The organism is Mesorhizobium sp. 43Arga (genome assembly GCF_053714255.1).
Genome location: NZ_JBSKBO010000002.1, coordinates 982,800 through 996,488, shown reverse-complemented (window position 1 = coordinate 996,488; position 13,689 = coordinate 982,800). Strand labels below are relative to the sequence as shown.

At 63.3% G+C, this 13,689-nt stretch carries 15 protein-coding genes and 1 pseudogene; 13 read left to right on the top strand and 3 right to left on the bottom strand.

Going from position 1 to position 13,689, the window contains the following annotated elements; all coding sequences use genetic code 11:
- Window positions 1-94 precede the first annotated feature (94 nt).
- Window positions 95-592 (top strand): GAF domain-containing protein, encoded by a 498-nt coding sequence (locus tag ACWGS8_RS11360; protein WP_454581008.1) that lies wholly within the window; start codon window positions 95-97, stop codon window positions 590-592.
- 378 nt (window positions 593-970) lie between these two features.
- Here ACWGS8_RS11360 and ACWGS8_RS11355 read toward each other — a convergent pair whose 3' ends face one another.
- Window positions 971-1,984: a YeiH family protein gene (locus tag ACWGS8_RS11355; RefSeq protein WP_454581007.1), complete on the bottom strand. Its 1,014-nt coding sequence runs from the start codon at window positions 1,982-1,984 to the stop codon at window positions 971-973.
- Between the two features lie 228 nt (window positions 1,985-2,212).
- Window positions 2,213-2,590 (bottom strand): ester cyclase, encoded by a 378-nt coding sequence (locus ACWGS8_RS11350; protein ID WP_454581006.1) that lies wholly within the window; start codon window positions 2,588-2,590, stop codon window positions 2,213-2,215.
- Between the two features lie 473 nt (window positions 2,591-3,063).
- Here ACWGS8_RS11350 and ACWGS8_RS11345 point away from each other — a divergent pair, with 473 nt between their 5' ends.
- From ACWGS8_RS11345 to ACWGS8_RS11290, 12 genes and pseudogenes are all read left to right on the top strand, one after another.
- Entirely contained in the window at window positions 3,064-3,531 is a 468-nt protein-coding gene (locus ACWGS8_RS11345; RefSeq protein WP_454581270.1) for an N-acetyltransferase family protein, read from the top strand.
- A 28-nt stretch (window positions 3,532-3,559) separates the two neighbouring features.
- Window positions 3,560-3,943 (top strand): ACT domain-containing protein, encoded by a 384-nt coding sequence (locus tag ACWGS8_RS11340; protein WP_454581005.1) that lies wholly within the window; start codon window positions 3,560-3,562, stop codon window positions 3,941-3,943.
- Window positions 3,944-4,118: 175 nt separating this feature from the next.
- The gene (locus ACWGS8_RS11335; protein WP_454581004.1) at window positions 4,119-5,552 is read left to right on the top strand and encodes an aldehyde dehydrogenase family protein; all 1,434 of its coding nucleotides are present in this window, start codon (window positions 4,119-4,121) and stop codon (window positions 5,550-5,552) included.
- 190 nt (window positions 5,553-5,742) lie between these two features.
- Entirely contained in the window at window positions 5,743-6,171 is a 429-nt protein-coding gene (locus ACWGS8_RS11330) for an MbcA/ParS/Xre antitoxin family protein (protein WP_454581003.1), read from the top strand.
- A complete protein-coding gene (locus ACWGS8_RS11325; protein ID WP_454581002.1) occupies window positions 6,165-6,863 on the top strand; it encodes an RES family NAD+ phosphorylase in 699 nt (232 codons plus the stop codon). The genes ACWGS8_RS11330 and ACWGS8_RS11325 overlap by 7 nt, the downstream gene beginning before the upstream one ends.
- A gap of 170 nt (window positions 6,864-7,033) precedes the next feature.
- Window positions 7,034-7,324, top strand: a complete 291-nt coding sequence (locus ACWGS8_RS11320) for an ArsR/SmtB family transcription factor (protein WP_032931173.1) — start codon at window positions 7,034-7,036, stop codon at window positions 7,322-7,324.
- Between the two features lie 43 nt (window positions 7,325-7,367).
- A complete protein-coding gene (locus ACWGS8_RS11315; RefSeq protein ID WP_454581001.1) occupies window positions 7,368-8,483 on the top strand; it encodes an alkene reductase in 1,116 nt (371 codons plus the stop codon).
- Between the two features lie 258 nt (window positions 8,484-8,741).
- Window positions 8,742-10,802, top strand: a complete 2,061-nt coding sequence (locus ACWGS8_RS11310) for a tetratricopeptide repeat protein (protein WP_454581000.1) — start codon at window positions 8,742-8,744, stop codon at window positions 10,800-10,802.
- A complete protein-coding gene (locus tag ACWGS8_RS11305; protein WP_454580999.1) occupies window positions 10,799-12,205 on the top strand; it encodes a tetratricopeptide repeat protein in 1,407 nt (468 codons plus the stop codon). Before ACWGS8_RS11310 ends, ACWGS8_RS11305 begins: the two co-directional genes overlap by 4 nt.
- Before the next feature lie 5 nt (window positions 12,206-12,210).
- Entirely contained in the window at window positions 12,211-12,450 is a 240-nt protein-coding gene (locus tag ACWGS8_RS11300) for a hypothetical protein (RefSeq protein WP_454580998.1), read from the top strand.
- Window positions 12,451-12,520: 70 nt separating this feature from the next.
- Entirely contained in the window at window positions 12,521-12,928 is a 408-nt protein-coding gene (locus tag ACWGS8_RS11295) for a DUF6314 family protein (protein WP_454580997.1), read from the top strand.
- A gap of 3 nt (window positions 12,929-12,931) precedes the next feature.
- A pseudogene (locus ACWGS8_RS11290) lies at window positions 12,932-13,101 on the top strand (type II toxin-antitoxin system ParD family antitoxin); the annotation flags it as partial.
- A 47-nt stretch (window positions 13,102-13,148) separates the two neighbouring features.
- Here the strand turns inward: ACWGS8_RS11290 and ACWGS8_RS11285 are convergent.
- Window positions 13,149-13,598 (bottom strand): universal stress protein, encoded by a 450-nt coding sequence (locus ACWGS8_RS11285; RefSeq protein WP_454580996.1) that lies wholly within the window; start codon window positions 13,596-13,598, stop codon window positions 13,149-13,151.
- Between the last annotated feature and the right edge of the window lie 91 nt (window positions 13,599-13,689).

Sequence of the window (13,689 nt, the reverse complement as noted above, 5' to 3'; positions counted from 1 at the left end):
CAGCGACTGGAATTCAAGCTAGTATCGGCCGGTGGTCGTTTGGTGCAGAGAGCTTGCGGAAACGCAACCGCGATTCTGGACACGGAGACAAGCCATGTTTGCCGCCAAGGCCATCGACACCTCGGACAAGACCGCGTTCTACAGCGACCTCGCCGCTCAGCTGAAAGCGCTGCTCGACGGCGAGAGCGACTCGATCGCCAATGCCGCCAATACCGCCGCGCTGATCTTCCAGATGGTGCCGGACCTCAACTGGGCCGGCTTCTATTTCCTGGCCTCGGACGAGGAGCTGGTGCTGGGTCCGTTCCAGGGCAAGCCGGCCTGCGTGCGCATCGCGGTCGGCAAGGGTGTCTGCGGAACGGCGGTTGAACTCGGCACCTCGATGCTGATCAAGGACGTGCATGATTTTCCCGGCCACATCGCCTGCGATGCCAATTCACGCTCCGAGCTGGTGGTGCTTCTGGAAGACGACGAGGGCGTCTTCGGCGCGCTCGATCTCGACAGCCCGCTGCCCGGCCGCTTCGACAAGGCCGACCAGGCCGGCATCGAGGCTCTCGCGGCGATCTATGCGGCGGCGAGTTCGTTTGAGGACTGAGCGGTCGCCGTTGAGATAGGTGTCGACGTCGAGTTCTACGGCGCCCCCTCTGTCCTACCGGACATCTCCCCCACGGGTGGGGAGATTGGCAGCTTCGGCGCTTCGCTCAATCCTGCGGCGTTGGAGATTGGCGAAAGCCATCGTGACATCCGATCTCCCCCCTCGTGGGGGAGATGTCCGGCAGGACAGAGGGGGGCGCCGTAGAGCGCTGCCCTGCAGGCCTACGGCCCCGCTTTCAGCGCGCGATCGAATGCCATCGCTGCCATCTCGATCAGCTGCGCGTGAATCTCGTCGCGCGACCGGCCCACGCCATCATGCGTGCTTAAGCGCGATTGAGGACCGCTCGGCGCAGACGGCGTGGAGCGCTAACCCCGAGCCTTAAGCGAACTTCACCAGAATCAGGCTGAAGCTGCCGATGAACAGAAAAGCCGAGAAGGCGAGCGCCAGCGGGCGCAGGCCGCGCGAGCGCAGCTGCGAAATGTCGGCCTGCAGGCCCATGGCGGCGAGCCCCATGGTCAGCATGATGGTGGTGGCAAGCGCCATGGCCGACTTCACCTCGGCGGGCACGGTGACCAGGCTGTTCAGCGCGACGACGGCAACGAAGGCGGCGACGAACCACGGCATGGGCGGCCGTGCCGCCGATTGGTCGCGGCTGGTGTTGCGGCGTGCCATCAGGCCGAGCGCGATGACCATCGGCGCCAGCATGGCAACGCGCGTCAGCTTGGCCACGGTGGCGATCTCGCCGGACTGGTTGCCGTTCTGGAAGCCGGCGCCGATGACCTGCGCCACCTCGTGGATGGAGGCGCCGGCCCACAGGCCGAAAGCATGCTGGTCGAGGCCGAGCACGGGCGCAAGCAGCGGGAAGCCGAGCATGGCGACGGTGCCGAACAGTGTGATCGAGGCGACGGCATAGGTGACGTCCTCGTCACGCGCATCGGTGACGATGTTGGTGGCGACAATGGCGGAGGCGCCGCAGATCGAGGTGCCGGCGGCAATCAGCTGCGCCAGCTTGCGGTCGACGCCGATCAACCTGCCGAGCGTGATGGTGAAGAGGAAGGTGGCGCCAAGCGTCGCTGCGACAATGCCGACGCCGCCGATCGAGACGACCTGGCCGAGCGTCAACTGGAAACCGAGCAGCACGATGGCAAAGCGCAGCAGGCGCTTTTGCGAGAAGGCGATGCCGGCCTTGGCATGCGCCGGCGTGCCGAGCACGTTGGAATAGACCATGCCGGCGACGACGGCCAGGATCATCGGGCTGAACAGGGCAAAGCCCGAGACATTGTGCGCCGAGAAGGCGACCGCCGTGATCATCGCCACCAGCACTATGCCAGGAATGACGCCGTTCCACACCGAATCGAGCCGCTTGCGGCCAGCGGCCAGATCGGCCGGCATCCGGCTTTTCGGAATATCGTTCGCGATGTGGGTAAGGGAAGACAATGCAATGCTCCAGGCGGGTATGCCGGAGGAATGCCATTCCTGAAATGATCTTTCCAACGAATTGTTTTGGTTGGAATGATCGATTTTTACGAACGATCGGCAATCACTGACCGGCATTGGCGCTGCCCCTCATCCGCCTGCCGGCACCTTCTCCCCGTAGAACGGGGAGAAGGGAACTGGGCGTCAGAGCTGCGCTTCGATGGCCGCCTTGTCGATGACCGACCAGACGTTCCTGATCCGGTCGTTCAGGAATTCATAGAAGACGTTCTCGCTGAACGAGACTTTGCGGCCGTTGATGGGCAGGCCGAAGAAGGTTCCCTTCGGCGTGCAGTTGAACTGCAGGCGGCTGGCGATGAAGGGCGGATCGGACACCAGCAGCTGGACATCGAAATAGAGGTCCGGGATTTCGCGAAAATCCCGCTCCAGCATGGCGCGGTAACCTGACAGCCCGACCCGGTCGCCATTGTAGTGGACCTCGTCATGGACGAAGCGGTGCAGCCGTGCCCAATCCTGGTTGTTGAGGCAGTCGATATAGCCTCGGTAGAGATCGGTTTCTGTCACGGCGACGGCTCCGGGGTTTCGGAGAAGATCATGGTTGATCGCGAAGATAGAACGACCGCGGCGGCAGTCCAGATGGATTAACCGCGATAGCGCAGCGTCGAGCAGCAGCGAGAAAGCAGGCGAGGGAGCTGCCTGACAGCGTCACCGAGCCCGATGTCGCCTTTGGCGATTGGCTGAAGCGCTCCTCGCTTCGTCATCCGCGGGTCTCCGCAACGCCGCTACGCCGCTACGCCCGAGGATGACGAAGTTGGGGGCCTGGGCCAATCCCGAAATCTTGACAGCGCCGCGCCTGATGCTCCAGCTTGGCGTCATGTTCGCCTTCGCGCCCACCACCGCTACGCGATGCCGCCCCTGCTTAGCACCGAGCGGCAAGCGGATTGCGCGACGACAAAGGCCGGCAGGATAGATCCGGTTCGTTCGTTTCCAGCCCCGCCCGCGACACCGCCGGCGGGGTTTTTCATGTCTGGAGCATTGTGATGACAAATTCTTCCATCCGGTTTCGGCCGGCCGAACCCGCTGATGCCACCGCGATCAGGGACATTGTACGCGCGGCCTATGCCAAGTGGGTGCCGGTGATCGGCCGAGAGCCGCTGCCGATGCGCGCCGATTACGGGAAGGCCGTTGCCGAGCATCCGTTCGAGCTCGCCGTCGCGGACGGCCGGATCGTCGGGATGATCGAAACCATGCTGGCCGACGACCATCTGTGGATCGAGAATGTCTGCGTCGCGCCGCAGGCGCAGGGCAGGGGGATCGGCCGGCTGCTGCTCGAGCGGGCCGAGCACAAGGCGCTCGAAGCGGGCCGCCCGGAACTGCGCCTGCTGACCAATGGCGCCTTCGAGGCCAATGTGTTGTTGTACAAAAGGCATGGCTATACGATCGACCGGGAGGAGCCGTTCATGGGCGGCAAGACGGTCTATATGAGCAAGAAATTGACGCGATAGCGAGCAAATCGGAGGCATGGACACGACGATGGCTGCCAGGGTCAAATTGAGGCAACTTCCAGGCTCGTATGCGATTTCGCGGCTCGGGACGGGCGACAGCATTCCCGGCTGGGCGGACGGGCCGGGCTTCGTCAGCATCACCAGGACCGACGACGAGCTTTCGATCACGTGCCTGCAGGATCGTGTTCCAGGCACGGTCAAGCACGACCGCGACTGGGTCGCCTTCAAACTGCAGGGACCCTTTGCTTTCGACGAGACCGGCATCGTGTTGTCGGTCATCCAGCCACTGTCGGAAAACGGGCTGGGCATCTTCCTGGTGTCCACCTTCGACGGCGATCACCTGCTGGTGAAGGCAACGGATCAGGATGCGGCGAGAAGGCTTCTGGGTGAGGCGGGGCACACGCTGCTGTAATTCATCCGATGCCATCGAAAACGGCTGGGTTCGCTGGCCCAACGCCTCTGGCTCAATCACTGGCGCGCTGGCTCAACCACTTCGGGGGTTGCGTTTGACAGCGCGGTTCGCGCATCGTTATTTCTAGCTGGATATCACGGTCGGAACGGCCCTGCGGCACCCCAAGGAGAAAACCATGTCACACAATCTGCAGTTCTATATCGATGGCGCGTGGATCGATCCTGTCGTGCCGAACACGCTCGATGTCATCGATCCGTCGAATGAGGATGCCTTCGCGCAGATCTCGATCGGCTCCAAGGCCGATGTCGACAAGGCTGTGGCCGCCGCCAAGCGCGCCTTCGATACGTTCGGCTTCACCTCGGTGGAGGAGCGCCTCGACATCCTTAACCGCGTCATCGAGGTCTACAAGAAGCGCTCCAGCGACCTAGCGCTTGCCGTGTCGCGCGAGATGGGCGCCCCGCGCCAGATGGCGCTCGACAGCCAGGTTGGCGTCGGCCTGGCGCACCTGGAGAAGATGGCGGAGACGCTGAAGACGTTCCAGTTTCGCCACGTCAAGGGTTCCTCGCTGATCGTCAAGGAACCGATCGGCGTCGTCGGCCTGATCACGCCCTGGAACTGGCCGCTCAACCAGATCACCTGCAAGGTCGGCCCGGCACTTGCCGCCGGCTGCACCATGGTGCTGAAGCCATCTGAGATCGCGCCGCTCGATGCCACCATCTTCGCCGAGATCATCGACGAGGCCGGCGTGCCGAAGGGCGTGTTCAACCTCGTCAACGGCGACGGCCCCGGCGTCGGCCAGGCGCTGTCCAGCCACCCCGACGTCGACATGATGTCGTTCACCGGTTCGACCCGGGCCGGCATATTGGTGGCCAAGGCCGCCGCCGATACGGTCAAGCGCGTACACCAGGAACTGGGCGGCAAATCGGCCAACATCCTTTTCCCGGATGTCGACCTCGCCCGCGCCGTCACCAAGGGCGTCGCCGGCTGCTTCGGCAATAGCGGCCAGTCCTGCAATGCGCCCACCCGCATGTTCGTGCCGCGCGAGCGCCATGACGAGGCCGCCGGTTATGCCAAGGCGGCTGCGGAAAAGTTCGTGGTCGGCCCGGCCGACGGCGCCAACACCAAGCTTGGTCCCGTGGTCAGCCAGGTGCAGTTCGACAAGATCCAGGACCTGATCCAGGCCGGCATCGATGAGGGTGCGACGCTGGTCGCCGGCGGGCCCGGCCGCCCGGCCGAACTCAACCGCGGCTACTATGTCAGGCCGACGGTGTTCGCCGACGTCACCCACGACATGCGCATCGCGCGCGAGGAAATCTTCGGGCCGGTGTTGGCGATCCTGCCTTACGACACGGTCGAACAGGCCGTCGAACAGGCCAACGACACCGTCTACGGCCTTGCCTCCTACATCCAGGCCAAGGACATCCAGAAGGCCCGCGACGTGGCGGCCCGCATGCGCTCCGGCAATGTCTACATCAACTACCCGGCCTGGGACGCCGGCCTGCCCTTCGGCGGCTACAAGCAGTCGGGCAACGGCCGCGAATACGCCGAATACGGGCTCGAGGATTTCCTCGAGATCAAGGGCATCGCGGGGTATGAGGCGGCGGAGTAGGATACGACACAGCGCGCTGCTTGTGCGGCGCGCTGACCTTCCTGGATAGGTGCAATGGAGCTGATTACCGGCGCTGACATTTATGTCTCGTCGCGCGTTCTGAACGGCGCGATTGCGTGGTGCTTTTCCTTGGACTCCTTGCCAATTGGCAAATACATGCTATATCTCTGCCAATACCAGGGTGAGCAACATGCAACTTCAATCCATCGTCACCACACCGGCCACGGTCGGGTCAGCCATTTCGGAGGAAGAGGCCGGCGCGCTGGCGCGCACCACGGTCAATCTGTTCAAGGCGTGGAACCTGACGGACCTCGAGGCCTGCATCCTGCTCGGCGGCATGTCGGCACGCACTTGGGCACGTTGGAAGACTGGGGCGCGGTCGAAGGAAGGCGGCATCGGCCGGATCGACCGCGACCTGCGCACCCGCATGGCGCATCTGATGGGCATCCACAAGGGCCTGCGCTATCTCTTCACCGAACCGGCGCGCGGCTATGCCTGGATCCGCAAGCCCAATGCCACCTTCGGCGGCCAGTCGGCGCTCGACCTGATGCTGCGCGGCGAAATCTCCGATCTTGCCGCCATGCGCGAATGGCTCGATGCGGAGCGTGGTGCATGGTGAGTGGGTTCGCGGTCCGGCGCCGCGTCCACTGGCCCCAGACGTTTCGCATCATCCGCTCCATCCATCCGCCGATCGACCTGTTCGAGGACATTGCCGATCCGCGCGACTGGGAGGCGCTGGCCGCCGTCGAGGAGAAGACCAACCCGCGGATCCGGCTGGAGATCGGCGACCTCGGCAAGGTCGCGGCCGCAAGGCGGGTGTCCGGCCCCGGCGCCAGCTTCGTCATGGCGCCCTTCGTGCATTGTTCGACGTTGCGGCCCGGCCGCTTCTCGGATGGCAGCTACGGCCTCTATTATGCCGGCGACAGCGAGGATGTGGCGCTCGCCGAAACCATCCACCATCACCAGAATTTCACGCGCGCCACCAATGAGGAACCGGGCTGGACGGCTGACTTTCGCGTGCTGATCGGCAGCGTCGACCGCGACCTCGATGACGTCAACGCGGTGCCCGGCGTGCTCGACCCCGACGACTACACCGCCTCGCAGGCGGAGGGGCGGGCGCTGCGGGCAGGGGGCAGCGACGGGCTTGTCTGGAACAGCGTGCGCATGCCGGACGGGCAATGCATTGGCATCTTCTGGCCCGACGTCATCCCCGTGCCGATGCAAGGCCGGCACTACTCCTATCACTGGGACGGCAGCCATGTGGATTTCGTGCGCCAGCACGATACGGGCAAGGTGCTGGCGGTCACGTGACGGGATAGCGGCGCATTCGCTGCAGAGGCTGGCGCCCGGCGGCGCTATTTGCGGTTCCGTGCTGAGTCCAGAGATCAACGTACTCCGATCACCCCGAAAAATGGCATGGATTTCCTGCCATATCGGCTCTACCCGATCTATATATCGGGTGAGGTCGATGCGAGGTGAAGATGGACCGCGACATCATATTGAAGGCACTGGCGCATCCGTTTCGACGCGATGTCCTGGCGTGGCTGAAGGAGCCTGAACAGCACTTCGCCGCGCAGGCGCATCCGCTCGAGATGGGCGTCTGCGCCAGCCAGTTCGACCATCGCGGCCTGGCGCAGTCCAGCGTCTCGGCGCATCTGGCGACGCTGGCGTCGGCCGACCTAGTCACCACGCGGCGGGTCGGCCAATGGGTGTTCTACAAGCGCAACGAAGAAACCATCGCCGCCTTTCAGGCCGCCTTGTCCGATCTCTGACGATCCTCCCCCGATCCCCCAGAATGCATGAAAGGCATTTCTCATGACTACCCTCTTTGATCCCTTGCGGGCCGGCGACCTGACGCTGGCGAACCGCATCGTCATGGCGCCGCTGACGCGCAACCGCTCGCCCAATGCGGTTCCCAGCGATCTCTCGGTCACCTATTACAGCCAGCGCGCCACGGCTGGCCTGATCGTGACGGAGGCCACCGCCATCAGCCATCAGGGCCAGGGCTATGCCGACGTGCCCGGCCTCTATGGCGCGGATCAGCTTGCCGGCTGGAAGCGCGTCACCGACGCCGTCCACAAGGGCGGCGGCAAGATCGTGGTCCAGCTCTGGCATGTCGGACGCATCTCGCACAATGTTTTGCAGCCCGGCAGCGGCAAGCCGGTGGCGCCGTCGGCGATCAGGGCAAAATCCAAGACGTTCCTGGTCAAGCCGGATGGCAGTGGAGAGTTCGCCGAGACCTCCGAGCCGCGCGCGCTCGATGCGGCCGAACTCCCTGGCATCGTCGATGATTTCCGCCGCGCCGCCAAGGCGGCGATCGAGGTAGCGGGTTTCGACGGCGTCGAGATCCATGGCGCCAACGGCTATCTCATCGACCAGTTCCTGCGTTCGGGCACCAACCATCGCGGCGACGAGTATGGCGGTTCCATCGAAAACCGGACGCGCTTCCTGTTCGAGGTGGTCGACGCGGTCACGGGCGCTGTCGGCGCCGGCAGGACCGGGATCAGGCTGTCGCCGGTGACGCCCGCCAACGACGCTTCGGATGGCGATCCGCAACCGCTGTTCAATCACGTGGTGACGGGCCTCGGCAGCCGGGGCCTCGCCTATATCCACATCGTCGAAGGCGCGACCGGCGGCGCGCGCGACTTCAGCCAGGGCGACAGACCGTTCGACTATGCGGAGCTCAAGGCCACCTATCGCAAGGCCGGCGGCACCGGCGCCTGGCTGGTGAACAATGGCTATGACAAGGAACTGGCCGAAAAGGCTGTCGAGGACGGCTATGCCGACCTTGTCGCGTTCGGCAAGCTGTTCATCGCCAATCCCGACCTCGTCAGCCGGCTGAAGCACAATGCCGAACTGAACGCTCCCGACAAGGCGACGTTCTATGGCGGCGATGCCAGGGGCTATACGGACTACCCGACGGCGGCCTGAGCCGCCCATCCCAGACAGTGTGCTCCTTTGCTTGCACACAAAGCAGCCGGCTCCTCAATGAGGGGCCGGTCTGGCTGTCACACAGGTTCGCAGCCAGATTGAACATCTTGCCGGGACGTACAGACCAGGCCTGACCGGATTTCTTTTCTGCGGTGACTTGCGGCAATCAGGAATTTGCCTGATCAAGTCGGCATAAGGCCAACAACCAGTAATTGCGATCCAGATTCCGCTGACATGATGCTTCATGGATTTTTGCGATTGGCTGCGGGGGCAGGGCGGACTCTGGCTGTTCCTGCGATCCTGCTTGGGCTCGGCGGTCCCGTCATGGCCGCCGGCGGCCGCCTGGAGGATTGCGCAAACGACAAGCTCGACACCGCCAAGCGGATTGCTGCCTGCAAGGACGTCATCGAGGACAAGGCGTCGACTTCGAGCAATCGAGCCCTGGCCTTTTTCAACCGCGCCAACGCGTTGGCGGATATGGGCGCGTATGATTTTGCCATTGTCGATTATGGCGAGGCGATCAGCCTTGATCCGAAAGATGCCGACGCCTTCAACAACCGTGGGCTGGCCTGGGGCCAGAAGAATGATTACGACCGAGCCTTGGCCGACTATAGCCAGGCCATCAGCCTCAATCCGCAACTCGCTGTCGCCTACGGCAACCGGGGCATGATCTGGAACGACATCAAGCGCGACTACGTCAAAGCCATCGCGGATCTTGACAAGGCGATCAGCCTCGGCCCGGCAAACGGCTCCGCCTACAACAACCGCGGCAATGCCTTTTTGCGCACCGGCGACTACGACCAGGCCATCACCAGTTACAACCAGGCGATCTTTCTCGACCCGCAAGACCCGGATCAATATTTCAACCTTGGGCTTGCCTGGGCCTACAAGGGCAATGACGAGCGCGCCATCGCCGACTTTGGCCAGGCGCTCAGTCTCGAGCCGAAGCATGTCAATGCCTGGCACCGGCGTGGCGATGCCTGGGCCAGGAAGGGTGACACCGACCGCGCCATATCGGACTATACCGAGGCCATCAGGATCGATCCCAGGGATGGCGAGACCTTTCGCAATCGCGGCGACGTCTGGCGCGGCAAGAAGGATTACGATCGTGCCATCGCCGACTACGGGCAAGCCATCGACGTCAATCCCAGAGACGCGGTGGCCTATAATAATCGCGGCTGGACGTGGTCGCTGAAGAACGACGCGGACCGTGCCATAGCGGATTTCGACAAGGCGGTCAGCATCGATCCGAATTACGCCAGGGCCTATAACAATCGCGGCCTGATCTGGGCTGACAAGGGTGACCTCGACCGGGCGATCGCGGATTACGGCCAGGCAATCATCATCACGCCTGGAGATGCCTGGATCTATAACGACAGGGGCCGGGCCTGGGCATCCAAGGGCGAATATGTCCGCGCCATTTCGGACTACAACGTCGCCATCATGATAAAGCCCGACTTCGCAAGTGCTTTCAGGAACCGGGGCTGGGTTTTCAGCCGCAAGGCTCAGTACGAGAGCGCCATCGCCGACTACGATCAGGCGATCCGCCTCGACCCGCACTATGCCGTCGCCTACAAGGGGCGGGCCTGGGTGTTCGGCCGCAAAGGCCAATATGACCGCGCCATCGCCGATTACGATCAGGCGATCAGCCTCGAACCCAAATATGCCGATGCCTATAGCGGCCGAGGCCGCGTCTGGCTCTACAAGGCGGACTACGACCGCGCCATCGCGGACTGCAACACGGCCATCAGCCTCAATCTGAAAAATGCCAACGGCTTCGAGTGCCGCGGCCTCGCGCGGCAGCACAAAGCCGACTACGGCGGCGCGCTTGGCGACTATGACGAAGCCATCCGCCCCGATCCGAAAAACGCCGATGTCTATGGCGACAGGGGGATGCTCGGCTTCTATTCCGGCTCGGCGGTCAAGGCGCAGGCCGACTTCGAGCAGGCGACGGCGCTGAAGGCCGACAACGCCTATTATGCGATGTGGCTCGACCTCGCCCGCCGCCACAATGGCCAGCCGAGCATCCTGCGCGAGGCCAGGCTCGACATGTCGAAATGGCCAGCGCCGCTGGTGCGTATGCTTTTGGGCGACCAGACGCCAGAAATGGCGCTGGCCAACGCCGATGACCCCGACAGCACGACACGGAACGAGCATGTCTGCGAGGCCAATGTCTTCATCGCGGAATTCCAGCGGCTGCAGCATCATGATGAGGAGGCGTTGCGGCTCTACCGGCTTGCGCTTGGCGGCTGTCCTCGTGATTTCATTGAGTACACCGCCGCCACCAGCGCGCTGCGCTCCATGGGCAAGGCGCCATGAGGTTCCACTGGCGTTCCGGTCTGACTGTTGTGGCAGTGCTGTTCGCCCTAGGCACGGCGGCGACCGCCGCCGGCAAGGACCATGCCGACTGTGTCAATGAAGGGGTGGAGGGCGCCCGCAAGATTGCCGCTTGCACGGCAATCATCGAAGACAAGGCGGAAGCTTCGAACAACCGCGCCGCGGCCTATTTCAATCGCGCCGGCGCTTTCGTCAGGAGAGGCGACAACGACAATGCGTTCGCCGACTACGACAAGGCGATCGGCATCAACCCGGAGCTGTCGGCGGCCTACTATAACAATGGCATCATCCTGGTGCTCAAGGGCGACTTTGACCGGGCGATAACCTATCTGGACCAGGCAATCTTCCTCGATCCGGCCAACGCCGAATTCTACTACAACAGAGGTGTTGCCTGGTCTTACAAGGGCAATGACGAGCGTGCCATCGCCGACTACGATGCCGCGATCAAGCTCAATCCCGGAGATGCCAGGGCCTATCACAACCGGGGTCTGAACTGGGCACGGAAGGGCGATAAGGAGCGCGCCATAGCCGACTACAGCCAGGCCATCTCGCTCGATCCGAAGAATGCCAGCTCATACAACAACCGGGGCGACGCCTGGGGCGGCAAGGGCGACGATGATCGCGCGATGGCCGACTACAACCAGGTGATCGTTCTCGATCCGAAAAACGTCCATGCCTACTATCGTCGTGGCCTGATCTGGTCGCGCAAGCGTGACGATAGCAGGGCCATCGCGGACTACAGCCAGGTGATCAGCCTCGATCCGACAGACCCCAGCATCCGCTACGACAGAGGTCTGGCGTGGTCGCGCAAGGGCGACGGCGATCGCGCGATCGCCGATTTCGACGAGGCGATCCGCCTCGATCCCAAAATGGCAGCGGCCCATTACGACAGGGGCACCGAATGGCTCAGAAAGGGCGACAGGGACCGCGCCATCGCCGACTACAGCGAGGTCATCACGCTCGAACCGACAAATGCCATGGCGCTGAACGATCGGGGTTTCGTCCTGAACGAGTTGGGCCAATATGAGCGTGCGCTTGCCGATCTCAACCGCGCGATCGGTCTCGATCCGAAACAGGCAAAAATCTACAGCAACCGGGCAATCGCCTGGGCGGCAAAAGGCGATTTCGCTCCTGCCCTGGCTGATTACAACCAGGCGATCGCACTCGATCCGAACTTTCCCAACGCTTATGCGGGCCGGGGCTTCGTGAGTTTTCCGGAATGCTGGCCAAGGCAGAGCCCGATTTTGCCAAGGCGGCGGCGCTTGCGCCCGACAATGCCTATTTGGCGATCTGGCTCGACATCATCGACCGGCGCAACGGCGGCACCAGTCATTTGCGCGAGGCAATTGCCAAGATCGATATGTCGAGATGGCCTGCGCCGGTGATCAAGATGCTACTGGGGCAAAAGACATCCGCCGAGGCCCTTGCCGATGCCGGCACGGGAGACCCCGCGCAAACAAGCGGGCAAGTGTGTGAGGCCAATTTCTACACCGCAGAACTCGACCGGTTGCAGGCCCGCAACGAAGAAGCAGTGCGGCTTTACCGTCTCGCAGCCAGGACGTGCCCCAAGGGTTACGTCGAATATCGTGGCGCCGTCGCCGGCCTGCGCTCGCTGGGTATGCTGCCGTGATGCCTAGACCAAGTGCGCTGGTTGAGCTCGGTGTTCCAGCGCCCGCCGAGGACAGCGAAGATTGAAGGCAATGGCAGATCACCTTGTCGGGGAGTGGAAAGTCCGGCGCACCATGATCGATTTCCTGGCCGGCGCGACCTGCCGCTTCGCCGGCGACGCCGTGGTCACGGAAGATGGCTTTACCGAGCATGGAACCATGCGGATCGGCTCCCACGAAATGCCGGCAAGCCGGTGCTATCGGCTCGAGCCGGGCGAAGGTTCGACGCGTATCCTGCACGCGGATGGCCGCGACTTCATCGAGCTTGGCCCGGAGGCGGCGCAGACCGTCCGCCATCTCTGCGGCGCCGATCTCTATGTCGGGCGCTTCTTCTTTCGCGGCCTGGACGAGTGGGTGGAGGTCTGGCGGATCAAAGGGCCGCGCAAGAACTACGCAAGCCTCGCCAGGTTTTGCCGATTGGACGATCCCTCATCTCGTTGAGGATATGGCTCGGCAAGTGATGTCGTGCGTGCCGGCCGGCGGTGCTCGAAGTACACGAAGCCAAAGTCGCCGCGTTGCAAAACGCCCTCATTGCCGGCGAAGAATCCGGCACACCTGTCGCCTTCGACAGTGCCGCATTCCTGAGCAGGATGAGGACCAAGCATGTCAGGTAAGAGCCGCCAATATCGGCTCTCACCCTGCGCGCGCCCGGCCAAGTCTATTACCGAACGACCAGCACCGGGATCGCGGTGTAGGACAGCACTTCCGCCGTCTGGCTGCCGAGAAGCAGCTTGCCCAGCCCGCGGCGGCCATGCGAGGCCATCACGATCAGGTCGCAGCCTTGCGCCTGCGCCAGTTCCAGGATCGCTTCGGCGGGCCGTTTGTCCTCGACATGCACAAGCTTGGCGGACACGCCGGCCGCATCGGCAGAGGCCTTGCATTTGGCCAGAACCTCCTTGCCATATTTGCGCGCCTCTTCTTGGTAGACGGCCAGCTCATCGCCCGCCGCATAGCCGGACATGGCGCCGCCCCAGGCAAAGATCGGGAACGGTTCCGAGACGGTGATGAAGGTGACGGCGGCGCCGATGCCTTTTGCCAATGTGAGGCCATGGGCAACGCCCTTATCGGCCAGTTCCGATCCGTCGGTGGCGATGAGCAGATGTTTGAACATGATGATCTGACCTGTTGTGCAAGGGCTGGCGCCCTTGGGGTGGCGGGAGTCTTGGTGGCTCCCCCTGATATAGTTGCGCCGCTGGTCTGCT

What these genes read in the sequence shown, in the direction of transcription:
- ACWGS8_RS11305 (WP_454580999.1), top strand. Translation starts at nt 10,799, where the DNA reads ATGAGGTTCCACTGGCGTTCCGGTCTGACTGTTGTGGCAGTGCTGTTC.
- ACWGS8_RS11285 (WP_454580996.1), bottom strand. Translation starts at nt 13,598, where the DNA reads ATGTTCAAACATCTGCTCATCGCCACCGACGGATCGGAACTGGCCGAT.
- ACWGS8_RS11355 (WP_454581007.1), bottom strand. Translation starts at nt 1,984, where the DNA reads ATGCCGGCCGATCTGGCCGCTGGCCGCAAGCGGCTCGATTCGGTGTGG.
- ACWGS8_RS11315 (WP_454581001.1), top strand. Translation starts at nt 7,368, where the DNA reads ATGACTACCCTCTTTGATCCCTTGCGGGCCGGCGACCTGACGCTGGCG.
- ACWGS8_RS11325 (WP_454581002.1), top strand. Translation starts at nt 6,165, where the DNA reads ATGGTGAGTGGGTTCGCGGTCCGGCGCCGCGTCCACTGGCCCCAGACG.
- ACWGS8_RS11295 (WP_454580997.1), top strand. Translation starts at nt 12,521, where the DNA reads ATGGCAGATCACCTTGTCGGGGAGTGGAAAGTCCGGCGCACCATGATC.
- ACWGS8_RS11340 (WP_454581005.1), top strand. Translation starts at nt 3,560, where the DNA reads ATGGCTGCCAGGGTCAAATTGAGGCAACTTCCAGGCTCGTATGCGATT.
- ACWGS8_RS11360 (WP_454581008.1), top strand. Translation starts at nt 95, where the DNA reads ATGTTTGCCGCCAAGGCCATCGACACCTCGGACAAGACCGCGTTCTAC.
- ACWGS8_RS11320 (WP_032931173.1), top strand. Translation starts at nt 7,034, where the DNA reads ATGGACCGCGACATCATATTGAAGGCACTGGCGCATCCGTTTCGACGC.
- ACWGS8_RS11300 (WP_454580998.1), top strand. Translation starts at nt 12,211, where the DNA reads ATGCTACTGGGGCAAAAGACATCCGCCGAGGCCCTTGCCGATGCCGGC.
- ACWGS8_RS11335 (WP_454581004.1), top strand. Translation starts at nt 4,119, where the DNA reads ATGTCACACAATCTGCAGTTCTATATCGATGGCGCGTGGATCGATCCT.
- ACWGS8_RS11330 (WP_454581003.1), top strand. Translation starts at nt 5,743, where the DNA reads ATGCAACTTCAATCCATCGTCACCACACCGGCCACGGTCGGGTCAGCC.